Genomic DNA, 25,113 nt, shown 5'->3' with positions numbered 1-25,113 from the left:
AGCGGACTCGCTGCCTCCCGCGCCACCGCTGGCGTAGCGTCGTCAACGCGCGGCACGCTCCGCCCCTCTCCTCACCAGTACACCCACCAGGACCGGCGACCCACGTGAGCTCCTCCTTCTCCACCCGGCACAGTCCGCACCGTGAAACACGGCAGCGGACCCCGGGCGCGTACCGACTGGTGCGTACCCCGCCGGGCTCCGTGGCTCCCCCTCTCCTGGACGCGAGTCAACGCGCGGTGGTTGACCACCGGGGCGGCCCGCTGCTGGTCCTCGCCGGACCGGGCACGGGCAAGACCACCACGCTCGTCGAGGCGGTGGCGGCACGGGTGACCGCGGGCGCCGACCCGGCCCGCATCCTCGTCCTCACCTTCAGCCGCAAGGCGGCCGTGGAACTGCGCGACCGCATGGCGGCCCGGCTCGGCGCCGCCCGGGGCCCGCAGGCCACCACGTTCCACTCGTACTGCTACGCCCTGGTCCGGGCCCATCAGGACGCCGATCTCTTCGCCGATCCGCTGCGTCTGCTGTCCGGCCCGGAACAGGACGTCACCGTCCGCGAGCTGCTGGCCGGTCAGCTCGACCTGGAGAGGGCGGGCCTCGCCCACGTCCGCTGGCCGGACGAGCTGCGGGCCTGTCTGACCACCCGCGGGTTCGCCGACGAGGTGCGCGCGGTGCTGGCCCGCAGCCGTGAGCTGGGCCTCGGCCCGGACGCGCTGGCCGCCTTCGCGCGCCGTACCGGCCGCCCGGACTGGAGCGCGGCGGCGCAGTTCCTCGCGGAGTACCTGGACGTGCTCGACGCCCAGGGCGTCCTGGACTACGCGGAGCTGGTGCACCGCGCGGTGCTGCTCGCCGAGCGCCCCGAGGTGTCGGCGCTGCTGGCGGGGCAGTACGACGCGGTGTTCGTCGACGAGTACCAGGACACGGACCCGGCGCAGGTACGGCTGCTGCACGCGCTGGCCGGGAACCGGGGCCGCGGTCCCGGCAGGGGCGGCGGCCGGACGCTGGTCGCCTTCGGTGACCCGGACCAGTCGATCTACACCTTCCGGGGCGCCGATGTGAACGGCATCCTCGACTTCCCCGAAGCCTTCCGGCGCGCGGACGGGGAGCCCGCCCCCGTCGGCGTCCTCACCACGTCGCGCCGCTCGGGTGCCGGACTGCTCGCCGCGACCCGGCTGCTCACCCGCCGGATGCCGCTGACCCGGCTCCCGTCCGGGAAGGTGCGCGCCCACCGTGAGCTCGCCGCCGTCCGCGAGGGCGGACGCGTCGAGACGTACACCTACCCGACCGCGTCCACGGAGCTCGACAACATCGCCGACCTGCTGCGCCGCGCGCACCTGGAGGACGGGGTGCCGTGGCACGAGATGGCCGTGCTGGTACGGGCCGGAGGCCGCTCGATCCCCGCCGTCCGCCGTGCCCTCACCTCCGCCGGGGTGCCCCTGGAGGTGGACGGCGACGACGTGGCGCTGCGCCATGAACCCGCGCTCGCCCCACTCCTGACCGCGCTGCGCGCCGTGGCCACGGCCGCACTCCAGCGTCCGGCCGAGGACGGGGGCACGGAGACGGGAGCGGGGGCGGCCGGTGAAGGGGAGGCGGGTGGTGCGGGGGCCGGTGACACGGAGACCGACGCGGACGCCGACACGAAGGCTGACGCCGACGCCGACAGGGACACTCACGCCGGCACGGAGACCGACGCCGGCGTCGACACAGAGACCGGCACAGATACCGACGCTGGCACGGACACGGAGACCGACGCCGGCACGGAGACCGACGCCGGCACGGAGACCGACGCCGGCACGGACACCCACGCCGGCACGGACACCCACGCCGGCACGGAGACCCACGCCGACACGGACACCGACCCCCGCCCCGCTCCCGGCCGGGGCGACGGGCAGGCCGCCGGTGGTGCCGACGCCCTCCAGGGACGTACGCCCTGGCTGGACACCGAGACGGCCCTCACCCTCCTCACCTCCCCCCTCGGCTCCATGGACGCCGCCGACCTGCGCCGGCTCGGCCGGGCCCTGCGCGACGAGGAACGGGCCGCCGGGAACCGGGTGCCCGCCCCCTCCGGCGAACTGCTCGCCCGCGCACTCGCCGAGCCCGAACGCCTCGTCACGCACGACCCCGCGTACGCCCGCGGAGCCCAGCGCCTCGGCGCACTCCTGCGCAAGGCCCGGGAGCTCCTCGAAGGCGGCGGCACCGCGGAGGAGGCCCTGTGGACCCTGTGGAACGGCACCCCCTGGCCGGGCAGGCTGGAGCGGGCCGCGCTGCGCGGCGGCGCGGCCGGCCGCAACGCCGACCGTGATCTCGATGCCGTCTGCGGTCTCTTCGACACCGCGGCACGCGCCGAGGAGCGCACCGGCGGACGCGGGGCGCTCAACTTCCTGGAGGAGGTCGACGCCCAGGACATCGCCGCGGACACCCTGTCCGGGCGTACGGTGCGCCCCGACGCCGTACGCCTGATGACCGCGCACCGCTCCAAGGGCCTGGAATGGCGCATGGTCGTCATCGCCGGAGTGCAGGAGGGGCTCTGGCCCGACCTGCGCCGCCGGGGTTCCCTGCTGGAGGCGGACCGGATCGGCCGCGACGGCCTCGCCGAACCCCTCACGCCCGGCGCTCTTCTCGCCGAGGAGCGCCGTCTCTTCTACGTCGCCGCGACCCGCGCCCGCGAACGCCTCGTGGTCACCGCCGTCAAGGCACCCGCCGACGACGGCGACCAGCCGTCCCGTTTCCTCACCGAGCTGGGGGTCGAGCCCCGCGACGTCACCGGCCGGCCCCGCCGCCCTCTCGCCGTCGCCGCGCTCGTCGCCGAGCTCCGTGCCACGACGGTCGACCCCGGCGCCTCCGACGCCCTGCGCGACGCCGCCGCCCACCGGCTCGCCCGGCTCGCCGCGCTCACGGACGACGAGGGGCAGCCGCTCGTCCCGGCGGCCCATCCGTACCGGTGGTGGGGCCTGTACGAGCCGACCCGCTCCGCCGTCCCGCTGCGCGACCGAGACCAGCCCGTCGCGCTCTCCGGCAGCGCTCTCGACCAGCTCGCCAACACCTGCGCCCTGCAGTGGTTCCTGGGGCGCGAGGTGAAGGCGGACGCCCCGGCGACCGCCGCGCAGGGCTTCGGCAACGTCGTCCACGTACTCGCGGACGAGGTGGCCTCCGGCCGTACCCCCGCCGATCTGGACGTCCTCATGGAACGCCTCGACTCGGTCTGGAACGGGCTGGTCTTCGACGCGCCGTGGAAGTCCGAGCAGGAGAAGGACCATGCCCGCGCCGCCCTCGAACGCTTCCTGCGCTGGCACGTCCTGGACCGGGCGGGCCGCACTCCCGCCGCCAGCGAGCACGGCTTCGACGTGACGCTCGAAGCGGGCGAGTACGCGGTCCGGATCCGGGGCTCCATGGACCGGGTCGAACAGGACGCCGAGGGCCGGGCGTACGTCGTCGACTTCAAGACCGGTAAGCAGTCACCTACGAAGGACGAGGTGGCCGCCCACCCCCAGCTCGCCGTGTATCAGCTGGCCGTCCGGGAAGGCGCTCTCGACGATGTCTTCGACGGGCGGCGGCCGGACTCCGGCGGCGCCGAACTCGTCCAGCTGCGCCAGCCCGCCCCCAAGAAGGAGGGCGGCGACGCCCATCCCAAGGTCCAGGCCCAGGAACCGCTGTCGGGCGAGTGGGTCTCCGACCTGCTGGCGACGGCCGCGGGCCGGGTCCTGGACGAGCGGTTCACGCCCACGACCGGCCAGCACTGCACCCACTGCACCTTCCGGGCCTCGTGCAGCGCGCAGCCGGAGGGCCGCCAGGTCGTGGAGTAGCCGCGGCGCGGGGCAGCGGGGCAGCGGGAAGCCGGAGCGAGCAAGAGGAGAGTGGGGAACGGGAGAGCGGGGAAACAGGGAGCAGGGGAACGGGAGAGCGGGGAAACAGGGAGCCGGAGCGGGGGAACGGGGCGCGGGAGGACCCGGCACGTTGTCAGTTGTGTCCGGACGTTGTCAGTGTGTCCGGTTACGGTTCTGGGGTGTCCTCACGTCTCACCGATCCCGAGCAGCTCAAGGAGCTCCTGGGGATTCCCTTCACTCCGGAGCAGATGGCCTGCATCACAGCGCCGCCCGCCCCGCAGGTGATCGTGGCCGGAGCCGGGTCGGGGAAGACCACGGTGATGGCGGCCCGCGTGGTCTGGCTGGTCGGGACCGGACAGGTCGCCCCCGAGCACGTCCTCGGCCTGACCTTCACCAATAAGGCGGCGGGCGAACTGGCCGAGCGGGTCCGCAAGGCCCTGGTCGCCGCCGGGGTCACCGACCCGGAGACCATCGACCCCGACCATCCGCCGGGCGAGCCCAGCATCTCCACGTACCACGCCTTCGCCGGCCGCCTCCTGACCGAACACGGCCTGCGCATCGGGCTCGAACCCACCACCCGCCTCCTGGCCGACGCCACCCGCTACCAGCTCGCCGCCCGGGTGCTGCGCGAGGCCCCCGGCCCGTATCCGGCGCTGACCAGGTCGTTCCCCACCCTGGTCAGCGACCTGCTGGCCCTCGACGCCGAGCTGGCCGAACACCTCGTACGCCCCGAGGAGCTCGCGCGGTACGACACCGGCCTCCTCCGTACGCTGGAGACGGCCAGGCTCACCAACGCCGAGCTGCGCAAGATCCCCGAGACGGCCGGGGCCCGCCGCGAGCTCCTCGGACTGACCGAGCGGTACCGCACCGCCAAGCGCGGCCGCGACCTCCTCGACTTCGGCGACCAGATCGCCCTCTCCGCCGAGCTGGCGCTCACCCGGCCCGAGACCGGCGCCATCCTCCGCGAGGAGTTCCGGGTCGTCCTGCTCGACGAGTACCAGGACACCTCCGTCGCCCAGCGCCTGCTGCTCTCGGCCCTCTTCGGCAACGGCCCCGAAGGGGCGACCGGCCACGCGGTGACCGCCGTCGGTGACCCCTGCCAGGCGATCTACGGCTGGCGCGGTGCGTCCGTCGCCAACCTCGACGACTTCCCGCTCCACTTCCCGCACCCCGACGGCACCCCCGCCACCCGCTACAGCCTCAGCGAGAACCGCCGCAGCGGCGGCCGCCTCCTGCACCTCGCCAACGGCCTGGCCGACCCGCTGCGGGCCATGCACGAAGGCGTCGAGGCACTGCGCCCCGCCCCCGGGGCGGAGCGCGACGGCACCGTGCGCTGTGCCCTGCTGCCCACCCACGCCGAGGAGACCGCCTGGCTCGCCGACTCGCTCGCCCATCTCGTCAGGACGGGCACACCGCCCGGTGAGATCGCCGTGCTGTGCCGCACCGCCGGGGACTTCCCGCAGATCCAGGCGGCGCTCGTCGCCCGCGACATCCCGGTCGAGGTCGTCGGCCTCTCCGGACTCCTGCACCTGCCGGAGGTCGCGGACCTCGTCGCCGTCTGCGAAGTCCTCCAGGACCCGGGGGCCAACGCCTCCCTGGTCCGGCTGCTCACCGGACCGCGCTGGCGGATCGGGCCCCGGGACCTCGCCCTGCTCGGCCGTCGCGCCCGGCTGCTCGTCCACCACGCGGCCCACGCCGACGACGAGGACTTCGACCCCGACCGCCGCCTCGCGGAGGCCGTCGAGGGCATCGACCCGGCCGAGGTCATCTCGCTCGCCGACGCCCTGGACGCCTTCCTGGTCACGGGCGACGGCCAGGACGACGGACTGCCGTTCTCCGCCGAGGCCCGCGTCCGCTTCGCCCACCTCGCCCGCGAGCTGCGCGATCTGCGGCGGTCGCTGGCCGACCCCCTCATGGACGTACTGCACCGGGTCCTCGCCGCCACGGGCCTCGAAGTCGAGCTCTCCGCCTCCCCGCAGGCCCTCGCCGCCCGCCGCCGCGAGACCCTCGCCAACTTCCTCGACACCGCGGCGGGCTTCGCGGCCCTCGACGGCGAAGCCACCCTGCTGGCCTTCCTCGGCTTCCTGCGCACCGCCGCGCAGTACGAGAAGGGCCTGGACAACGCCCTTCCCGGCGGCGAGAACACCGTCAAGGTCCTCACCGCCCACAAGTCCAAGGGCCTGGAGTGGGACGTCGTCGCCGTGCCCGGACTGGTCACCGGGCAGTTCCCCAGTACCCAGTCGAGGGACGCGTGGACCTCGCAGGCCAAGGTCCTGCCGCACGCACTGCGCGGCGACGCGGCCACCCTTCCGGAGATCGCCTCCTTCGACGCCAAGGGCCTCAAGGCGTTCAAGGAGGAGATGAAGGAGCACCAGCACACCGAGGAGCTCCGCCTCGGCTATGTCACCTTCACCCGCCCCCGCACGCTGCTCCTCGGCTCCGGCCACTGGTGGGGGCCGACCCAGAAGAAGACGCGTGGCCCGTCCGCCTTCCTCCACGCGCTGTACGAGCACTGCGCCGCGGGATACGGCGAGATCGAGGCCTGGGCGGACGAACCGGCCGACGACGAGGAGAACCCGGCGCTGGCGGAGCGGGACACCGATCAGGCCTGGCCGCTCCCGCTGGACGGCACCGCCCTGGCCCGCCGCCGCGCCGCCCGGGACACGGTGCTGGCCCACCTGGAGACCCTGGCCGCCGCCGGACCCGTACCCCGGGCCGACGTCCCCACCGAGCCGTCCTCCGACGACCCGATCCCGGACCCGTTCGACGACCCGATCCCGGACCCGTACGACGATCCGTTCCCGGGCCGGGACGTGGATGTGGATGTGGACGTGGACGTGGATGTGGACTGGGACGACCTGCCGGCCGAGCGCCCCGAAACCCCGCACGTCCCCGCCGCGCGCCGCGGTGATGACGCGGACCCGGTCCGCCCGGCCCGGCTCACCCCGGAGGAGTCGCGCACCCTCGCCTCCTGGGACCGGGACCTGGACGCCCTGGCGGGCGAACTGCGCCGCGCCCGCGCCACCGTGCGCGATGTCCGCGTACCCGCGTCGCTCTCCGCCACCCAGCTGCTGCGCCTGGCCGAGGACCCCGACGCCTTCGCCCAGGAGCTGGCCCGGCCGATGCCGCGCCCGCCGCAGCCCGCGGCCCGCCGCGGCACCCGCTTCCACGCCTGGGTCGAGTCCCGGTTCGAGGAGCTGCCGCTGCCCATGCTCGGCCCCGACGAACTGCCCGGCGGGGACGCGAGCGACACGGAGATCGCCGACGAACGGGACCTCGCCGCGCTCAAGGAGGCGTTCGGCCGCACGGAGTACGCCCGCCGCACTCCGTACCGGGTGGAGACCCCGTTCCAGATCACACTGGCGGGCCGGGTGATCCGGGGCCGTATCGACGCGGTGTACCGCACGGACGACACGTACGAGATCGTCGACTGGAAGACCGGCCGCCACCGTACGGCCGATCCGCTCCAGCTCGCGGTCTACCGCCTCGCCTGGGCGGAGCTGCACGGTCTGCCGCTCGACTCGGTCACCGCGACGTTCCTCTACGTACGCAGCGGGGAGAGCGTCCGCCCCACCGGGCTGCCGGGCCGGGCCGAGCTGGAGCGGATCCTCCTGGACGAGCCACCCCCGCCGGGCCGATAGGCTCAACAGCATGAGCGACACCCCGGACAGCGCCGTCCGTACGTACACCGAGCAGCACCGCACAGCCTTCCTCGACGCCCTCGCCGAGTGGCTGCGCATCCCGTCCGTATCCGCGCAGCCGGAGCACGACGGGGACGTACGGCGCAGCGCCGAGTGGCTGGCCGCCAAGTTCGAGGAGACCGGCTTCCCGGTCGCCGAGATCTGGGAGACCCCCGGCGCCCCGGCGGTCTTCGCCGAGTGGCCCTCCGACGACCCGGACGCACCGACCGTCCTCGTCTACGGCCATCACGATGTGCAGCCCGCGGCCCGCGAGGACGGCTGGGACACCGACCCGTTCGAGCCGGTGATCCGCGACGGCCGGATGTACGGGCGCGGCGCGGCCGACGACAAGGGCCAGGTGTTCTTCCACACCCTGGGTGTCCGGGCCCACCTCGCCGTCACCGGCCGGACCAGCCCCGCCGTCCACCTCAAGTTCCTGATCGAGGGCGAGGAGGAGTCGGGGTCGCCGCACTTCCGCGCCCTGGCCGAACAGCGGGCCACCCGCCTCGCCGCCGACGCGGTGATCGTCTCCGACACCGGCATGTGGGACGAGACGACCCCGACCGTCTGCACCGGAATGCGCGGTCTGGCCGAGTGCGAGATCGAGCTGTACGGCCCCGCGCAGGACATCCACTCCGGTTCGTTCGGCGGTGCCGTCCCCAACCCGGCGACCGCCGTCGCCCGCCTCGTCGCGGCCCTCCACGACGATCGGGGACGTGTGGCCGTCCCCGGCTTCTACGACGGTGTGGCGGAGCTCACCGACACCGAGCGGGCCCTCTTCGCCGAGCTGCCGTTCGACGAGGCCACCTGGCTGCGTACGGCCGGGTCGCGGGCCGCGCACGGCGAGGCCGGCTACTCCACGCTGGAGCGCATCTGGGCCCGCCCCACCGCCGAGGTCAACGGCATCGGCGGCGGCTATCAGGGCGCGGGCAGCAAGACGATCATTCCTTCCTCGGCCATGGTGAAGATCAGCTTCCGGCTGGTCGCGGGCCAGGAGCCGGAGCACGTCCAGCAGGCGGTGCGGGCCTGGGCGCAGGCGCGGATCCCGGACGGTGTCCGGCACCGCATCACGTTCTCGCCCGCCACCCGCCCCTGCCTGACCCCGCTGGACCACCCCGCCCTCCAGGCCGTGGCCCGCGCGATGGGCAAGGCCTTCGACAAGAAGATCCTCTTCACCCGTGAAGGAGGCTCGGGCCCGGCCGCGGACCTCCAGGACGTCCTCGGCGCGCCCGTCCTCTTCCTCGGCATCTCCGTGCCGTCCGACGGCTGGCACGCCCCCAACGAGAAGGTCGAACTGGATCTTCTGCTCAAGGGCGTGGAGACGACCGCCCATCTGTGGGACGAGCTGAGGGGCTCGCTGCCCGCGGCACTCCGCTGAATCCTCTGAACGCCCGATCCATCCCGGGGGAGTAGGAAGCACCTGTGAGCACCTTCGACAACGCCACCGCAGACCGCCCGATCGGTCTCACCGCGCCCAGCGGCATCGACCGCGCGGCACATCACCGCCTCGACGAGGCCTGGCTGTCCGTCGCCTGGAGCCACCCGACGACGAGGGTCTTCGTCGTCTCGGGCGGGCAGGTGCTGATCGACGACACCGCCGACGGCGGCACCGAGATCGTCATGACCCCGGCCTTCGAGGCCCCGGTCACCGAGACCCACCGCTACTTCCTCGGCACCGACGAGGACGGCGTCAGCTACTTCGCGCTCCAGAAGGACTCCCTGCCCGGCCGCATGGACCAGTCGGCGCGCCCGGCGGGTCTGCGCGAGGCGGGACTGCTCCTCGGCCCCCGCGACGCGGGCCTGATGGTGCACGCGGTCGCCCTGGAGAACTGGCAGCGCCTGCACCGCTTCTGCTCCCGCTGCGGAGAGCGCACCGTGATCGCGGCGGCCGGGCACATCCGCCGCTGCCAGGCCTGCGGCGCGGAGCACTACCCGCGTACCGACCCGGCCGTGATCATGCTGGTCACGGACGACCAGGACCGCGCCCTGCTCGGCCGCCAGGTGCACTGGCCGGAGGGCCGCTTCTCGACGCTCGCCGGTTTTGTGGAGCCGGGGGAGTCGATAGAGCAGTCCGTGGCGCGCGAGGTGTACGAGGAGGCGGGCGTCACGGTCGGCGAGGTCGAGTACATCGCCAGCCAGCCCTGGCCCTTCCCGTCCAGCCTGATGCTCGGTTTCATGGCGCGGGCGACCTCGTCGGAGATCAATGTGGACGGCGAGGAGATCGAGGAGGCCCGCTGGTTCTCCCGCGAGGACCTCACGGCCGCCTTCGAGTCGGGCGAGATCCTGCCCCCGTTCGGCATCTCGATCGCGGCCCGCCTGATCGAGCTCTGGTACGGCAAGCCACTACCGAAGCCGGGATCCATGACCCGGAGGAACTGACCCGGCCGATCCTTTCCCGGCAGGCGAGAGCGGAACGCGGCCCGCCGGGAACGCGGCCCGCCGGGAAAGCCGGCCGCCGGAAAAGCGGCCCGCCGGGAACGCAGGCGGGGAACCCGAGGGAACCCGACCGTCCCCGGAACCCGACCGTCCCCCCGGGCACCCGTCTGCCCCCTACGGCGGGGTGCTGTAGGGGGCAGACCGGTGGAGCTGGGGGCGCTTGAGCGTCAGGCGGCCAGGGCCTGCTTCACCTGGGCCAGCGAGGGGTTCGTCATGACCGACTCGGTGCCGGACGGCGCGACGATGAGAAGCGTCGGAACCGTCTGGTTTCCGCCATTCGCCTTCTCGACGAAGGCCGCCGACTCCGGGTCCTGCTCGATGTTGACCTCGGTGTACGCGATGCCTTCGCGGTCCATCTGGCCCTTCAGCCGGCGGCAGTAGCCGCACCACGTGGTGCTGTACATCGTCACAGTGCCCGGCATGTCGCTGGTGCTCCTCTGTCTCGTCCGGCTCGCTGCACAAGCCGGCGGCCGAAAAAATGTGTGCGTTCCCGCACGGTCTGAACGCACGGGACCCGCCCACCATTCCCGCTCCGGCCGGGTACAGGCCGGGCCGCGACCCGGGTACGACCCGTGGGGAGGCCGGGCACGGTCCAGGAGGGCCCCGGGGTGATGGCGGGCCGGCAACCCGGGAACCAGTACGACAGAAGCATCACCCCTGTGGACAACTTCCGCACCCGCCCCGTGCGACCTGGCAGCATGGCGGGGTGACAGCAGCAACGCACTCCACCCTCTTCCCCCAGGTTCCCGAGTCGCCGGACGCCGTGCTCGACGGGCTCGACCCCGAGCAGCGCGAGGTGGCCCTGGCCCTGCACGGACCCGTGTGTGTGCTGGCCGGAGCCGGTACGGGCAAGACGCGGGCGATCACGCATCGCATCGCGTACGGGGTGCGGGCCGGGATCCTCCAGCCGACGACCGTGCTTGCCGTCACGTTCACCAACCGGGCCGCGGGGGAGATGCGGGGCCGCCTCCGGCAGCTCGGCGCCACGGGGGTGCAGGCCCGGACCTTCCACTCCGCGGCGCTGCGTCAGCTCCAGTACTTCTGGCCGAAAGTAGTCGGTGGCGAGCTGCCACGGCTGCTGGAACGCAAGGTGCAGCTCGTCGCCGAGGCGGCGGCCCGCTGCCAGATCCGGCTCGACCGCAATGAGCTGCGGGACGTCACGAGCGAGATCGAGTGGGCCAAGGTCACCCAGACCGTGCCCGCCGACTATCCGGCGGCGGTCGCCAAGACCCAGCGGGACGCCCCGCGCGACCCGGCTGAGCTCTCCCAGATCTACGCGATGTACGAGCAGCTGAAGCGCGACCGCTCGGTGATCGACTTCGAGGACGTGCTCCTCCTCACCGTCGGCATCCTTCAGGACCGGCACGACATCGCCGACCATGTGCGCGGCCAGTACCAGCACTTCGTGGTCGACGAGTACCAGGACGTCAGCCCGCTCCAGCAGCGTCTGCTCGACCTCTGGGTCGGCGACCGGGACAATCTGTGTGTCGTCGGCGACGCCAGCCAGACGATCTACTCCTTCACCGGAGCCACCCCCGACCACCTGCTGAATTTCCGCACCCGCCATCCTCACGCGACGCTGGTCAAGCTGGTGCGCGACTACCGCTCCACCCCACAGGTCGTCCACCTGGCCAACGGCCTGCTCAGTCACGCCCGCGGCAAGGCGGCCGAGCACCGGCTCGAACTGGTCTCGCAGCGCGACAAGGGCCCCGAACCCTCCTACACGGAGTACGCGGACGAACCCACCGAGGCCGAGGGCACCGCCCGCCGCATCCGCGACCTGATCGCCGCGGGCGTCCCGGCCGGTGAGATCGCCGTGCTCTACCGGGTCAACTCACAGTCCGAGGTCTACGAGCAGGCGCTCGCGGACGCCGGTGTGCCCTACCAGCTGCGCGGCGCGGAGCGGTTCTTCGAGCGCGCGGAGGTGCGGGAGGCGGGCATGGCGCTGCGGGGCGCGGCGCGCGCCGGGGGCAACGACTCGCTGCTCGACCTGGCGGAGGGCCTGCCCTCCCAGGTGCGTGCGGTGCTTTCCACCAAGGGCTGGACCAGCAGGCCGCCCGCCGGCTCCGGAGCGGTGCGGGACAAGTGGGAGTCCCTGGCCGCGCTGGTACGGCTCGCCGAGGACTTCGAGGCGGCCAGGCCCGGGGCCACCCTCTCCGACCTGGTCATGGAGCTCGACGAACGGGCCGCGGCCCAGCACGCCCCCACGGTCCAGGGCGTCACCCTTGCCTCGCTGCACTCGGCGAAGGGCCTGGAATGGGATGCCGTGTTCCTGGTCGGGCTCACCGAGGGCATGATGCCGATCGCTTACGCCAAGACCGACGAGCAGGTCGAGGAGGAGCGCCGACTGCTGTATGTCGGGGTCACCCGGGCCCGCTTCCACCTCTCGCTGTCCTGGGCGGTTTCCCGCTCGCCCGGCGGCCGGGCGAGCCGTCGTCCGAGCCGTTTCCTCAACGGGCTGCGGCCCGGCTCCGCGACGCTGGGCGCCCGGGGCGGCGCTGCGGGCGGCGCGGGCGGCATCGACCGCGGCTCCGGTACGTCCGGCGGCGGTCAGGCGCCGGTGGTCCGGCGGAAGCACCGGGGGCCGGTGCGCTGCCGGGTCTGCGGCAGGACACTCACCGAGGCCGGTGAGATGAAGCTGATGCGCTGCGAGGACTGCCCGTCCGACATGGACGAGGCGCTGTACGAGCGTCTGCACGGCTGGCGCGCGGGCCAGGCGAAGGAGCTGGGGCAGCCCGCCTACTGTGTGTTCACCGACAAGACCCTGATGGCGATCGCCGAGGCGGTCCCGGGCAGTGAGGGCGAACTGGTCGTCATCGCCGGGGTCGGCAACCGGAAGCTGATCCGCTTCGGGGCCGATGTCCTGGCCATCTGCGCAGGTGAAGCGGTGGATGAGCAGGGTGGGGAGGGCGACGGGGAGCAGTGAGGAAAACTCGTCGAGAAAATAGTTTGCGCCTGCCCCAGTCATCACCATAGGTTCTTAACCACGGGAACAGCGTCTTCTCTGAAGCCCTGATTCCGTGCTGTACTTATCCGAATACGCAGGACCGGTTCCGGCCGGTCCCCCGAGACGCCGAGAGGAGGCGATTTCTGTGATCAGCATCACCAACACCATCAAAATGACCGATCGCTCGGTCGTCTCCGCCTGCTCGCTCGGCCTCGCCTGCTCTTCGGAATTCTCGCTTCGTGGCACCGGTCTGTCCGGCATCTCCATCTCCGCCGTCAGCCCGCTGTCCCCGGCAAGCCTCCCCGTGACGCGGGATCGCAATGAGCGACCGATCCAGGCACCGGCAGCAGCAGTAGCGAAGGCGACACAGGCTCAGGCCTATGCCTTTGCGGCAGTCGGTGCCGGAGCCAAGCAGCAGACGACGCAGCACCACACGATGTGGGCCTTCCGTGGGCCTGACCCCTGGAGTGATCCAGCCTGATCCAGCATCAGGCCGGCGCCTTCAGGGCCGCGGAACCCCACTCGGGATCCGCGGCCCTTTTGTTTTGTCCGAACGGATGAGACGTGACGAAGGAGCCTCGGGACAAGCAGTACCTGGTACCAGCCGCCAACCGGCCAACAGGCCGGCACGACCAGACGAGGACACCACCCACCGTGCAACTCGAAGCGCACGCCCCGTCCGTACCGCCTTCCGACACGATCTCCCCGCCCGGCCTCACGGAGGACTCCACCTTGACCACGCTCGCCCCGCTCACCTCGCTCACCGCGCTCGATGACGCCATCGAGAACCTCGGTGTACCCGTCCCCTGCCGTTCCTACGACCCGGAGGTCTTCTTCGCCGAGTCGCCGGCCGACGTCGAGTACGCCAAGACCCTCTGCCGGACCTGCCCGCTCGTCGAGGCCTGCCTCGCCGGTGCCAAGGAGCGGCGCGAGCCGTGGGGCGTCTGGGGTGGCGAGCTCTTCGTGCAGGGCGTCGTCGTCGCCCGCAAGCGGCCGCGTGGCCGTCCGCGCAAGAACCCGGTCGCAGCGTGACCGCCGGCCTGGGGGTCAAGGCCCCCACACGAGTGAAGCGCCTCGGAACCATCGACCGTCCCCAGACCCATGACCCCCGGAATCAGGCACCAATGATCACCCCCACGAAGGAGCCCGTCGGCTCCGCGACCCCCGACGTCACCATCATCGGCGCGAACGACTCGCGTCAGAACAGGACCCGCGAGATGCAACTCATCCCAGAAGCCCTGGCTCGTGCGCATATGCACGACCGCCTGAGGGAAGCCGAGGCCGGCCGTCAGGTCGTGCGCCTGGTGACCGCCAGGCGGATGCAGCGCCGTGCGGAGCGCGCCTCGATGCGCGCCCGCCGTGCGCTGGCCATGGCTGTCATGCACTGACGGTGGGTAATCCTCCGGCCTGACGGCCGGTATCGGGGCACCCACCGGAACCACCCGGCTGCCCGGCAACCGCTCTGCCCGGTGAGCAGCCACCACCCCCACCGCGGGGCCGTCCGAACAGGACGGCCCCGCGGTGCGTTGTGCGGCGGCGCATCGGGCCCGGCGCTATCGTCACGAGGTGGACGAGGAAACGCATCCCCCGGAACAGCCCGGACAGCCGGAACAGCCCGGACAGCCGGAACAGCCGGAGCAGCCCGGACAGCCGGACACCGAACCTGTGGTGTGTGCCCGCTGCGGTGCCGCCGCCGAGGGCGGGACCGCTCCGCCGACCTGGATCTGCTCCGTGGAGAACGGAGTCCGCCACTACTTCTGTGACGACTGCGCCCGCAAGCACATCAGGTCCATCGAAGGCCGCCTCGACTCCGACTGGTGGTGACCTGGACTCGCAACAGCCCGGCTCACCCCGCCCCGAGAACCCGTGAGCCGGTGGACCCGTGAGCCGGTGAACTCGCGAGCCCGCGACCTCGCGGCCCGTCCACGTTCCCGGCCGGCTACGCCTCCACGACCGCGTCCCGCTCTTCGGGCTCCTCTTCCGCCCACTTCTCCTCGTACTCCGCGAGGAAACCCGGTAGCCAGGATTCGAGCTCGTCCCGCAGCCGGACCGTCGCACCCAACTGGCACAGCACGCCGATCGTGCTCAGCGTCACCCGGTGTATCAGCAGATAGGACGGCGGAAGATTCAGCTGCTTTCCCAGCTGGTGCGCGGGGGAGCGGGGGTCGGCGATCCGGGCGGCCTGCGTGCGCAGCCAGGAGCGGGTGAAGGTGAACTCCTCCCTCTGCGCCGGTTCGATGATCGGGAGCAGATAGTCGAGCACCGCGTCCGGTGCGAGGCTGACCGAGTCCTTGACGAAGCCCGCTTCCCGCAGCCGTTCGTACACCGCCTCGGCGTCGCCCTCCAGCGTCAGCCGCAGGGAATCGCCGATGGGCTGCGGCAGCCCGCCCGGCAGCCGGTCCACCGTCCCGAAGTCCAGCACCCCGAGCCGCCACTGCCCGGAATCGCCGTCCTCGGCCGCCGGGGGCAGCAGCCGGAAGTTGCCCGGATGGGGGTCGGCGTGGAGCAGGCCGGTGCGTGCCGGACCGGAGAAGAGGAAGCGGGCCAGCAGTTGGCCCGCGCGGTCCCGCTGCTCCGCTGTCCCCTCCGCGATCACCTCGGACAGCGGGATTCCCTCGATCCACTCCGTCACCAGCACCTGGTCCGACTGGTGCACCACACCCGGGATCACCACATCGGCATCGCCCTCGAACTCCGAGGCGTGCTCCCGTTGGGCCCGCGCCTCCAGTTCGTAGTCCAGCTCCTCCGACACCCGGTCGCGCAGCTCCTTGATGAGGGGCTTGATGTCCATTCCGGGAATCAACGGGCCGAGCAGCCGGGCGAAGCGGCTGAGCTGCGCGAGGTCCGAGAGCAGCGCCTCACCCGCGCCCGGATACTGCACCTTCACGGCGACCGCCCGGCCGTCGTGCCACACCGCGCGATGCACCTGTCCGATCGAAGCCGCGGCCGACGGCTTGTCGTCGAACTCGGCGAACAGCTCCCGCCAGTCCTCACCGAGCCGTTCCGCGAGCACCCCGTGGACGGTGCGGGTCGGCATCGGCGGTGCCGCTTCCTGAAGCTTGGTGAGCGCCGCCCGGTAGGGTCCGGCGACCTCTTCGGGCAGGGCCGACTCGAAGACCGAGAGGGCCTGGCCGAGCTTCATGGCCCCGCCCTTCAGCTCGCCCAGGGTCTTGAACAGTTGATCCGCGGTGCGCTGCTGTACCTCGCGGGCGACGAGCTCGGCGGACTTTCCGCCGATCCGCTTGCCCAGGCCCCAGGTGGCACGGCCGGCGAAGCCGAGCGGGAGAGCGGCCAGTTTGGCGGTACGAGTGACCGCCTTCCGGGGAAGATCAGACATGTGCCCCTCCAGTTCCCAGACTGCCGTGCCGCTTGAGCCTTCGGTGTCACTCCGTCGGCGGCGGTCATCCGGCCATTGTGTCGCGAGCCGGCCCGGCCTCGGAGGTCAGTTCCCCCTCAGTCTGCCCGGCCGCACCACAGAGACAGTCGTGATGCGGTCCGATCCGCTCCGATCGCCAGTCCAACAGCGGCAGAGCGGCCTCCCACCGGGCGCCCGTACTCGCGGGCAGTTCGCCGTCCAGGAACGACAGCGCGTGCGCCGCGGCCAGACCGGCCACCGCCGTCGCCAGCGCCAGATCGCAGGCCGGTACCGCGCCCCGGCGGCCGGACCGCCACTGCATCAGCATCCTCGGCCACTGCGGGTCCTGGTCCGCTCGGTGCAGCGCCAGGCAGCCGGCACAGCCCGTTCCCCCCGGCAGGACGAGCGGCCCGACCACCCCGGTCGCCTCGATCACCCCCGCGTACAGATGAGGGGTGCCCGAAGAGATCCAGGGCCCGGCCCCGTCCGGGTCGGGCGCGTACACCGCGAGGCCGTCCCTGGGGGCGACGACGATCAGCGACAGTCCGGGCGGGCCGCTCCCCGGCGGCCGGTCCGCCTCCGCCGCGCGGGAGGAACCGGCGACCGCCGAGCGGCGGACCAGCTGACGGGCCGCGGTGTCCCGCCGCTCCCCGACGGCCGCCGCCGGGAGGCCGCCCGGCGCCACGTCCCACGGCTCGGTGCGCCCACCGTCCAGGACTTCCACCTGGCCCACCCCCGAGCCGGACAGCACCGCGGCGATCGCGGCACCGACCCGGCCCGCACCCCGGACCTGGACCCGTATGGCCCGCCGGGCCGCGAGCCGCCGAAGCCCGCTGCCCGGCTCCGGATGGACCACGGAGAGCGAGGCCGCATCCGGGCGCTGCCGCTCCATGGCATCGGCGCGCAGCCGCAGGGCGTCCGCCTCCGGGCCGCCTGCCCGTGGATCGTCCAGCAACCCGGCCTCCGCCAACCTCCGCACGAGAAGGTCCACGTGACGGTCCGAAAGATCCAGTGCCCGGGCCTCTTCGCGGAGCAATGGCAGGCCGCGCGTGCCGTCGAGCAGTTCCAGAAAACTGCCGGTGGCGATATCCATCGGCCCCAGCGTCACCGCGTGCGCGGGCGTCACACCGAATTGCACGGTGTTCCGTCCACGCCATGCCCGGCGCAGCGCGGGCTTCAGCATCGGATGCATGACTTCTCCCCCGGTCGATCCGCAGTTCCGTAGATCCGTTGCCAGAATGCAGGCCGGAGCCGAGGCGTGCGAAAAGTTGTCCACAGGCGTGGGGCATTAGTCGTTCAAATGGTGCACGCCGAGCAGCGGATCGGCGCCGAACCGTCCCGGAGGCGGGACTTCCCCCACTGCCAGCGGGTAACGTCATGGCGTGCCCGCCGACCCGTCACCCGGTTCCGCCGGGGAGACTCCCGCGCGCAGCGCCGGAACCCCTCAGCGCAGCGCGGCCGCCCACCGCACCCGTGCCCCGGCGACGAGCGCCGTCGAGGTCCGCAGGAGCTCCCGGCGCAGGAGAACGGTCTCCGCCTACCGGGAGGGCGACCGCACGATCGTGCTGATCCCCGCCCGGATGTCGGAGGCGGAGGAGCAGCGCTGGGTGAGCGTGATGCTGGACAAGCTCGCGGCCCAGGAGAGCAAACGTGTCTTCGGGGACAGCGAGCTGGCGGAGCGCGCCGAGCGGCTGTCGGCCCAGCATTTCGACGGCCGGGCACGGCCCGTGTCGGTGCGCTGGGTGACCAACCAGAACACCCGGTGGGGTTCCTGCACCCCGGCCGAGGGCAGCATCAGGCTGTCGCACCGGCTGCAGGGCATGCCGGAGTACGTCGTCGACTATGTGCTGGTCCATGAGCTGGCCCATCTGCTGGTTCCCGGGCACGGGCCGCGGTTCTGGCGCCTCCTGGAGACGTATCCGCGGACCGAACGGGCCCGCGGCTATCTGGAAGGCGTCGTGGCCGCAGATCAGCTCCCGCACCTGCCCGCCGCCCGCGAGGAGTGAGTCCGCGTAGGTGAAAGGTGACGTTCGGTGATTCTGTACCGGGTGTGTACCGACTTAGCTCGATGTCGGGGTTTGCGGTTAGCCTGACGCGACGCATTCACCTTCGGGATGGGGGACGGTCGTTACGCATGGCCAGGGAATTCCAGCGCGGCCACAAGGCCAAAATCAGTGATCTCACACCGGGGACGGATCTGTACGTAGGTGTGCAGATCGCTTCCCCCGGACTGACCTTCGACATCAGCTGCTTCGGCCTCGATGCCAATGAGCAGCTCTCGGACGACCGGTATTTCATCTTCTTCAACCAGCCGAAGTCGCCCGAGGAGTCTATTCAGCTGCTCGGGGCGCAGTCCGGCGACACCGAGTCGTTCCGCGTCACTCTCGACCGCATTCCGGCGAACATCCACAAGCTGTCCTTCACCGCGACTCTCGACGGCGCCGGACAGATGTCGCAGGTCGGCCCCGGCTACATCCGGATCGTCGCGGGCGGCGAGGAGGTGGTCAGGTACGCCTTCAACGGCTCGGAGTTCACCACCGAGCGTGCGGTGATGCTGGGCGACTTCTATCTCAAGGACGTCTGGCGCTTCGCCGCGGTCGGCCAGGGCTTCGACGGCGGTCTCGACGCCCTGCTGAAGAACTTCGGCGGCGAGGTCGCCGAGGAGGCACCCGCCGACCCGCAGCCGCAGGCCGCGGTCCCGTCGTTCGCCCCTCCCGCCCAGGCCGCCGAGCCCCCGGCCTTCGGTGCCCCGCCCGCCCCTCAGGCCCCGCAGCCCGCACCGTCCTTCGGCGCTCCGGCCGCGCCCGCACCGTCCTTCGGCACCCCGGCCGCGCCCGCACCGCAGCAGCCGATGCACGCCGCGCCGACGATGGCCGCGCCGATGGCCCCCCAGGCCCCGTCCCCGTACGGGCAGCCGGGGCAGCCGCCCCAGCAGCCGCAGTTCGGGCAGGTCCCGGACCAGGCCGCGCCGCCCGCGCCGCCGTACGGCCAGCAGGTACCCTCCGCTCCGTACGGCCAGCCGGCTCCCGCTCCCTTCGGGCAGCAGCCCCCGGCTCCCTTCGGGCAGCCGGCCCCGGCCGCGTTCGGGCAGCAGCCGCCCGGTGGAATGCCGCCCGGCGTGCCCCAGGGGGTGCCCCCGGGCGGTGCCGGTCTGCAGGCCACCCTCCAGCCCTACAAGGAGACGGCCACCGGTCAGCGCTGGACCTCGCAGAACCAGCAGCTGATGCGGGTCGACCTGACCATGGGCGGCTCCGGCGTACTGGCCCGTCAGGGCAGCATGGTGATGTATCAGGGCAAGGTCGACTTCGGCTACAAGGGCGCGGGTTTCGCGGGCCGCATAGTCGGCAACGCCACCGGCCAGGAAATGCAGCTGATGCGCTGTACGGGCAAGGGTCAGGTCTTCCTCGCCGAGGAGGGCTCGCACCTGCACCCCATCGAGCTGCAGGGCGACGCCATCTGCATCTCCGCGGAGAGCGTCCTCGCGTTCGACGAGTCGCTCCAGTACGAGGTCCGCCGGATCGAGGGCCATGGCATTCCCGGTGGCGCCCTGTTCACCATGCAGTTCCAGGGCACCGGCACCGTCATCGTCAAGACGCACGGAACACCGGTCGTTCTGCCGGTGACTCCGACCACCTTCGCGGACTGCAACGCCGTCGTGGCCTGGTCGGCCGCGTCCCAGGTGATCATCTCCAGCCAGGTCCGGCTGCGCCGCAACGCGTATCCGGGACACAGCGGAGAGACCGTGAACCTCCAGTTCCGGGGAGCCCCCGGCAACTTCATCGTCGTCCAGCCCTACGAGGTCTGAGGGAGCCCGTCATGAACCAGCAACTCGCGGGCTATGCCCCGACCCCCGTCACGGCCCGCATGGAGAACCACGGCAAGACCATGCTCAAGGTCGCCATGGCCACCGGGCAGGACCTCTACGCGCGGACCGGCTCGATGGTGGCCTACGAGGGCTTCATCCAGTACGAGCCCAATCCGCCCGCCGTCCGCCAGGCGGCGTCCCAGTGGATCACCGGCGAGGGCGCGCCCGTCATGAAGTGCTCCGGCGACGGACTGCTCTACCTCGCCGACTACGGCGCCGACGTGGTCGTCATCAACCTCAACAACGACGCCCTCTCGGTCAACGGCACCAATGTCCTCGCCTTCGACGCCCAGCTCACCTGGGGCGTCGAGCGGGTCAAGGGCCTCTCCAAGTTCACCGGCCAGGGCCTGTGGAACGTCGTCATCCAGGGCACCGGCTGGGTCGCCATCACCTCCCGCGGCACCCCGATCGTCGTCGACTGCGGACGCGGCGAGGACGAGACGTACGTCGACCCGGACGCGCTCGTCGCGTGGTCCCCGAACCTCAAGGTGAAGGGCAAGCGCAGCTTCAAGGCCGCCTCGCTGATCGGGCGTGGCAGCGGTGAGGCGTACCAGATGGCCTTCTCCGGACAGGGCATCGTCGTCGTCCAGCCGAGCGAGGACAGCACCGACCGCCTGCGGGTCCGGAACTGAGCGGGAGGGAGAAACAATCATGCAGAGTCCGCTTTTCAGCTACACCGAGCAGCAGACCCAGGACCGGTACGCGGTCCAGAACCCGCAGCTCCTGCGGGTCGCGCTGACCGGCCACGACGACGTCCTCGCCCGCAAGGGCGCCATGGTGGCCTACCAGGGACTGATGGACTTCGACGGTGAGTACCAGTCGCAGGGGCAGCGCCGCGCCCGCGCGCACACCGGCGAGGGTCTCGACCTGATGCGCTGCTCCGGCCAGGGCACCGTCTACCTCGCCAATCTCGCCCAGTACATCCACGTGGTGGATGTCGACCGCGAGGGCATCACCGTGGACAGCGCCTATGTCCTCGCCCTCGACTCCTCGCTGCACACCGAGGTCATCGCGGTGGACAGCCAGTACGGGGTCTCCGGCTCCGGCAAGTACCAGCTGAACATCTCCGGCAACGGCAAGGTCGCTCTCATGACCTCCGGCCAGCCGCTGATGATGCAGGTCACCCCGGACAAGTACGTCAACGCCGACGCCGACGCGATCGTCGCCTGGTCCAGCTCCCTGCGGGTGCAGATGCAGGCCCAGACGCACTCCACCGGTGTCTTCCGGCGCCGCGGCAACACCGGTGAGGGCTGGGAGCTGAGCTTCCTCGGCCAGGGGTTCGCCCTGGTCCAGCCCAGCGAGGTCATGCCGCCTCAGCACGCCGAGATCGGTCAGGGCGCGCGCGCCCAGTTCGGCATGGGCCAGCAGGGATCGCACGGCCAGAACCAGAACAACGCCTGGAACTGATCCGCGCGGCCGGCGACGGCCCTGGGCAGCGGTAAGGGGCGGCCTCCCAGGAGACCGCCCCTTACGCATGTGTCCACTCGCCCCGTTCGCCCACTCGCCACCCGACCGGCTGCGAGGGCCGCTCGGGGCCCGGCGGCTATCCGCTCCGGCCCAGCGTGGAGCGTGTCCGCTCCAGCAGCCGTACGACGGAGCCGTCCGCCACCGCCGCCACCTCGTCGTACGCGAACCAGCGCAGGTCCAGCGACTCCTCGCTGATCCGCTCCGTCGAACCGGCCGGAGCCAGCGCGGCGTACTGCACATCGAGATGCCAGTGGCACGGCGACGGGATCGGGTGCCGGTCCAGCCGCACCGGCCCGCCGGGCAGCAGGGTGAGTCCGGGGATACCGGACTCCTCCGTCGCCTCACGGAGCGCCGCGGCCGCCAGCGTGGTGTCCTGCGGTTCGCAGTGGCCGCCCATCTGCAGCCACATCCGGAGCTTCTTGTGCAGGGTCAGCAGGACCCGGCCGCGCTCCGGATCGACCACCAGGGCGCTGGCCGTCACATGACCGGCGCCGCACGCCTTCCACATGCCGTCCGGGTGCGCCGCGAGATGGTCCAGATAGACCTGACGGAGCCCGGCCTGATCCGCGTCCTCGCTGCCGGAGCCGTCCGAGCCGTCGTAGCCCTTCAGTACGAGAACGGCGTCGTCGTGCAGGCTCACCGGTCGCTGTCGTCCTTGCCGGCGCCGCCGCCGTCCTTGCCGCCGTCGGTCTTCGGCCCGTCCTCACCGGGGCCGCCGCCGTCGTCCTTGCCGGCGTCCTCCGCCTCGGCGGCCGGCTTCTGCGAGCTCTTCGCGGCCTCGCCGAGCATCTTGTCCAGCTCGGAGAAGTCCAGCTGCTCGTGGTGGACGAAACCGTCCGGGTCGTCCAGGTCCTGGGCGGTCGGCAGCATGTCGGGGTGCTCCCACAGCCCGTCCCGGCCGTCGACGCCCCGGGCGTCCGTGAGCGAGGCCCACAGCCGCGAGGCGTCCCGCAGCCTGCGCGGACGCAGCTGGAGCCCGATGAGGGTGGCGAAGGTCTGCTCGGCCGGGCCACCGGAGGCGCGGCGCCTGCGCAGCGTCTCGCGCAGCGCGTCGGCCGAGGTCAGCCGGGACTTGGCGGCCTCGTGCACCACGGCGTCCACCCAGCCCTCGACCAGCGCGAGCGCCGTCTCCAGACGGGCCAGAGACGCCTTCTGCTCGGGCGTGTCCTCCGGCTGGAACATGCCCTGCTGAAGGGCGTCCTGAAGCTGCTCCGGCTGCGAGGGATCGAACTGGCCGACGACATCCTCCAGCTTGCTGGTGTCGACCTTGATGCCCCGGGCGTACGCCTCGACCGCACCGAACAGATGCGAGCGCAGCCACGGCACATGGGCGAAGAGCCGCTGGTGGGCGGATTCGCGCAGGGCCAGATACAGCCGCACCTCGTCCTGCGGGACGCTCAGGTCCTTGCCGAACTGTTCCACGTTCAGCGGAAGGAGCGCGGCCTTGCCGGCCGGGCCGAGCGGCAGCCCGATGTCCGTGGAGCCGACCACCTCACCGGCGAGTACGCCCACGGCCTGGCCGATCTGCTGGCCGAACATGGCGCCGCCCATCGACCGCATCATGCCGATCAGCGGGCCCGCCATGGCCTGCATCTCCTCGGGCAGCACATCGCCCATCGCCAGGCCGACACGCTCGGCCACCGGGTCGACCAGCTGCTTCCAGGCCGGAAGGGACGCCTCGACCCACTCCGCGCGGCTCCATGCCACGGTCGAGACCGATCCGGAGGGCAGCGAGGTCACGCCGTCCAGCCAGAGATCGGCCAGCCGCAGCGCCTCGTCGACCGCGGTGCGCTCCGACGGCCCCACGCTCGCGTCCTTGGTGCCGTCCGGGGTGCCCTGGGAGACCGTCTGGCGGGCGATCTGCTTGGCCATGTCCCAGTTCACGGGACCGCCCTCGTAGCTCAGCATCTGGCCGAGCTGCTGGAAGGCGGCGCCGAGGTCGTTCGGGTTCATCGCGCCGAACATCGCGGCGAACGGGTTGTCCCCGCCCGCGCCCGGTCCGAAGCCGAACGGGTTCGCAGGCCCGCCCGCGCTCTGCCCACCTTCGGTGGGGTCCTTCTTCTTGCCCTCGTCGCCGTTCTCAGGCTCCTCCGGCGGAAGGCCGAATCCGAATGGGGTGTCACTCACGGGTTTCCTCGGCTCGTAGGGCCGCCGGCTCGAACCGACGGCGACTGCCCGACATCACCATCCAGCGTAGACACCAAGCACGCTCGGGGCCTCAGTGCTCCGCCGGCTCCCGGCCTGCGGCAGGATGGACGCCACCTGGTACGTACGCGTCATTCGGGTACGTACTGAAGACAACCGCTGGAGACGCCCGGTGAGTTCCCCAGATCCACAGGTTCGCGCAGCGCGAAACCTGACCGACCCCTCGCCCGAGAACAAGCCCGAAAAAAACCGCTCCAAGAACCGGGGCCCCGTCGTCGCGGTCACCGGTGCCGCGACCGGCATCGGTGAACTGCTCACCGCGCACCTCGTCGCATCCGACGAGATCAAGCAGGTCATCGCCATCGACGAGCGCCGCGGGGAGGCATCCGAGGCGACCTGGCACATCCTGGACGTCCGGGACCCCGCCATCGCCGAGAAGCTGCGCGGCGCGGACGTCGTGGTGCATCTGGCGCTCGACCTCGACCTGGAGACCGACCCCGCGGCCCGGACCGCGTACAACGTGCGCGGAACGCAGACGGTGCTGACCGCCGCCGCGGCCGTCGGGGTCCACCGGGTGGTCCTGTGCACCTCGGCGATGGTCTACGGGGCCCTGCCCGACAACGACATCCCGCTCGCCGAGGACGCCGAGCTGCGTGCCACGGCGGAGGCCACGGGTGTCGGAGACCTGCTGGAGATCGAACGGCTCGGCCGTCGCGCGCCCCGCGCCCACCCCGGGCTCAACGTCACCGTCGTGCGCCCCACCGTCCTGGTCGGCGGCACCGACACGGCGCTGACCCGCTACTTCGAGTCACCGCGGCTCCTGGTCGTCGCCGGGTCGCGTCCCACCTGGCAGTTCTGTCATGTGGACGACCTGGTCAGCGCCCTGGAGTACGCCGCTCTGGAGAGGATCGACGGCGAGTTCGCGGTCGGCTGCGACGGCTGGCTGGAGCAGGAGGAGGTCGAGGAGCTCAGCGGCGTACGCCGGATGGAGCTGCCGTCGGCCGTCGCGCTCGGCGCCGCCGCCCGGCTCCACCGGATCGGTCTCACGCCCTCCCCGGCGGGCGACCTGGCGTACACGATGCACCCCTGGGTCGTCAGCGTGAGCCGCCTGCACGACGTGGGGTGGCGTCCGAAGTGGACCAACGAGGAGGTCCTCGGCGCCCTGCTCGAAGAGGTGGAGGGGCGCCACACGCTCGCCGGACGCCGCCTCGGCCGCAAGGACGCCACCGCTGCCGGTGCCGCCGGCGCGACCGTCGCCCTGCTCGGTACGGCGGCCCTGGTCCGCCGCGCCCGCAAGGCCCGCCGCCGCATCTGAGCACCGGCCCTGCCCGAAGGGGGCCCGGGGCACCTGTAGGAGGCTCCAACCCGGCCGACGGCCCGCCGGTCGAACGCGCAAT

General features: G+C 72.1%; 19 protein-coding genes. 14 read left to right on the top strand and 5 right to left on the bottom strand.

The window, feature by feature from the left end:
• Positions 1–104: 104 nt before the first annotated feature.
• From ACIGJO_RS06245 to nudC, 4 genes are all read left to right on the top strand, one after another.
• Positions 105–3,800, top strand: coding sequence for a UvrD-helicase domain-containing protein (locus ACIGJO_RS06245; RefSeq protein ID WP_399952803.1), 3,696 nt, complete (start codon positions 105–107; stop codon positions 3,798–3,800).
• Positions 3,801–4,000: 200 nt separating this feature from the next.
• Complete coding sequence (locus tag ACIGJO_RS06240; protein ID WP_399952800.1) at positions 4,001–7,462, top strand: ATP-dependent helicase; 3,462 nt, start codon at positions 4,001–4,003, stop codon at positions 7,460–7,462.
• A 10-nt stretch (positions 7,463–7,472) separates the two neighbouring features.
• Positions 7,473–8,879 (top strand): dipeptidase, encoded by a 1,407-nt coding sequence (locus tag ACIGJO_RS06235; RefSeq protein ID WP_399952796.1) that lies wholly within the window; start codon positions 7,473–7,475, stop codon positions 8,877–8,879.
• Between the two features lie 44 nt (positions 8,880–8,923).
• A complete protein-coding gene (gene nudC / locus ACIGJO_RS06230) occupies positions 8,924–9,880 on the top strand; it encodes an NAD(+) diphosphatase (RefSeq protein WP_399952794.1) in 957 nt (318 codons plus the stop codon).
• Positions 9,881–10,104: 224 nt separating this feature from the next.
• Here nudC and ACIGJO_RS06225 read toward each other — a convergent pair whose 3' ends face one another.
• Positions 10,105–10,359: a glutaredoxin domain-containing protein gene (locus ACIGJO_RS06225; protein WP_266923603.1), complete on the bottom strand. Its 255-nt coding sequence runs from the start codon at positions 10,357–10,359 to the stop codon at positions 10,105–10,107.
• Positions 10,360–10,643: 284 nt separating this feature from the next.
• On the opposite strand from ACIGJO_RS06225, the gene ACIGJO_RS06220 reads away from it, so the two are divergent.
• From ACIGJO_RS06220 to ACIGJO_RS06200, 5 genes are all read left to right on the top strand, one after another.
• Entirely contained in the window at positions 10,644–12,863 is a 2,220-nt protein-coding gene (locus ACIGJO_RS06220) for an ATP-dependent DNA helicase UvrD2 (RefSeq protein WP_399952790.1), read from the top strand.
• A 166-nt stretch (positions 12,864–13,029) separates the two neighbouring features.
• On the top strand, positions 13,030–13,365 hold the full coding sequence (locus tag ACIGJO_RS06215; RefSeq protein WP_399952787.1) for a hypothetical protein: 336 nt from the start codon (positions 13,030–13,032) through the stop codon (positions 13,363–13,365).
• Positions 13,366–13,538: 173 nt separating this feature from the next.
• The gene (locus ACIGJO_RS06210; protein WP_266923609.1) at positions 13,539–13,916 is read left to right on the top strand and encodes a WhiB family transcriptional regulator; all 378 of its coding nucleotides are present in this window, start codon (positions 13,539–13,541) and stop codon (positions 13,914–13,916) included.
• Positions 13,913–14,272, top strand: coding sequence for a hypothetical protein (locus tag ACIGJO_RS06205; RefSeq protein WP_266923610.1), 360 nt, complete (start codon positions 13,913–13,915; stop codon positions 14,270–14,272). The genes ACIGJO_RS06210 and ACIGJO_RS06205 overlap by 4 nt, the downstream gene beginning before the upstream one ends.
• Positions 14,273–14,450: 178 nt before the next feature.
• Positions 14,451–14,708 carry a hypothetical protein gene (locus ACIGJO_RS06200; protein WP_399952784.1) on the top strand — a complete coding sequence of 86 codons (258 nt, stop codon included), beginning with the start codon at positions 14,451–14,453 and terminating at the stop codon, positions 14,706–14,708.
• Positions 14,709–14,823: 115 nt separating this feature from the next.
• Here ACIGJO_RS06200 and ACIGJO_RS06195 read toward each other — a convergent pair whose 3' ends face one another.
• Together ACIGJO_RS06195 and ACIGJO_RS06190 are read right to left on the bottom strand one after the other, a co-directional pair.
• A complete protein-coding gene (locus ACIGJO_RS06195) occupies positions 14,824–16,221 on the bottom strand; it encodes an ABC1 kinase family protein (RefSeq protein ID WP_399952781.1) in 1,398 nt (465 codons plus the stop codon).
• A 64-nt stretch (positions 16,222–16,285) separates the two neighbouring features.
• Positions 16,286–17,431: a ThiF family adenylyltransferase gene (locus ACIGJO_RS06190; protein WP_399952778.1), complete on the bottom strand. Its 1,146-nt coding sequence runs from the start codon at positions 17,429–17,431 to the stop codon at positions 16,286–16,288.
• Between the two features lie 190 nt (positions 17,432–17,621).
• Here ACIGJO_RS06190 and ACIGJO_RS06185 point away from each other — a divergent pair, with 190 nt between their 5' ends.
• From ACIGJO_RS06185 to ACIGJO_RS06170, 4 genes are all read left to right on the top strand, one after another.
• Complete coding sequence (locus ACIGJO_RS06185) at positions 17,622–18,245, top strand: M48 family metallopeptidase (RefSeq protein WP_399952776.1); 624 nt, start codon at positions 17,622–17,624, stop codon at positions 18,243–18,245.
• A 128-nt stretch (positions 18,246–18,373) separates the two neighbouring features.
• Entirely contained in the window at positions 18,374–20,044 is a 1,671-nt protein-coding gene (locus ACIGJO_RS06180) for a TerD family protein (protein WP_399952773.1), read from the top strand.
• An 11-nt stretch (positions 20,045–20,055) separates the two neighbouring features.
• The gene (locus ACIGJO_RS06175; RefSeq protein WP_399952770.1) at positions 20,056–20,736 is read left to right on the top strand and encodes an AIM24 family protein; all 681 of its coding nucleotides are present in this window, start codon (positions 20,056–20,058) and stop codon (positions 20,734–20,736) included.
• A gap of 19 nt (positions 20,737–20,755) precedes the next feature.
• Positions 20,756–21,511, top strand: coding sequence for an AIM24 family protein (locus ACIGJO_RS06170; protein WP_399952767.1), 756 nt, complete (start codon positions 20,756–20,758; stop codon positions 21,509–21,511).
• 136 nt (positions 21,512–21,647) lie between these two features.
• On the opposite strand, the gene ACIGJO_RS06165 is transcribed toward ACIGJO_RS06170, so the two are convergent.
• Both ACIGJO_RS06165 and ACIGJO_RS06160 read right to left on the bottom strand, forming a co-directional pair.
• Positions 21,648–22,211 (bottom strand): NUDIX hydrolase, encoded by a 564-nt coding sequence (locus ACIGJO_RS06165; protein ID WP_399952764.1) that lies wholly within the window; start codon positions 22,209–22,211, stop codon positions 21,648–21,650.
• On the bottom strand, positions 22,208–23,698 hold the full coding sequence (locus ACIGJO_RS06160) for a zinc-dependent metalloprotease (protein ID WP_399952761.1): 1,491 nt from the start codon (positions 23,696–23,698) through the stop codon (positions 22,208–22,210). The genes ACIGJO_RS06165 and ACIGJO_RS06160 overlap by 4 nt, the downstream gene beginning before the upstream one ends.
• Before the next feature lie 190 nt (positions 23,699–23,888).
• Here ACIGJO_RS06160 and ACIGJO_RS06155 point away from each other — a divergent pair, with 190 nt between their 5' ends.
• Positions 23,889–25,031, top strand: a complete 1,143-nt coding sequence (locus tag ACIGJO_RS06155; RefSeq protein WP_399952758.1) for an SDR family oxidoreductase — start codon at positions 23,889–23,891, stop codon at positions 25,029–25,031.
• The last annotated feature ends 82 nt before the right edge of the window (positions 25,032–25,113 follow it).

The sequence above is a fragment of the Streptomyces sp. NPDC079020 genome (genome assembly GCF_044542225.1).
Taxonomy (GTDB): domain Bacteria; phylum Actinomycetota; class Actinomycetes; order Streptomycetales; family Streptomycetaceae; genus Streptomyces.
This window is presented reverse-complemented; position numbering and strand designations above follow the sequence as displayed.

Bases quoted from the DNA above. Each gene is read 5' to 3' on its own strand.
- ACIGJO_RS06235 (WP_399952796.1), top strand. From the start codon at position 7,473: ATGAGCGACACCCCGGACAGCGCCGTCCGTACGTACACCGAGCAGCAC.
- ACIGJO_RS06225 (WP_266923603.1), bottom strand. From the start codon at position 10,359: ATGCCGGGCACTGTGACGATGTACAGCACCACGTGGTGCGGCTACTGC.
- ACIGJO_RS06195 (WP_399952781.1), bottom strand. From the start codon at position 16,221: ATGTCTGATCTTCCCCGGAAGGCGGTCACTCGTACCGCCAAACTGGCC.
- ACIGJO_RS06190 (WP_399952778.1), bottom strand. From the start codon at position 17,431: ATGCATCCGATGCTGAAGCCCGCGCTGCGCCGGGCATGGCGTGGACGG.
- ACIGJO_RS06180 (WP_399952773.1), top strand. From the start codon at position 18,374: ATGGCCAGGGAATTCCAGCGCGGCCACAAGGCCAAAATCAGTGATCTC.
- ACIGJO_RS06175 (WP_399952770.1), top strand. From the start codon at position 20,056: ATGAACCAGCAACTCGCGGGCTATGCCCCGACCCCCGTCACGGCCCGC.
- ACIGJO_RS06170 (WP_399952767.1), top strand. From the start codon at position 20,756: ATGCAGAGTCCGCTTTTCAGCTACACCGAGCAGCAGACCCAGGACCGG.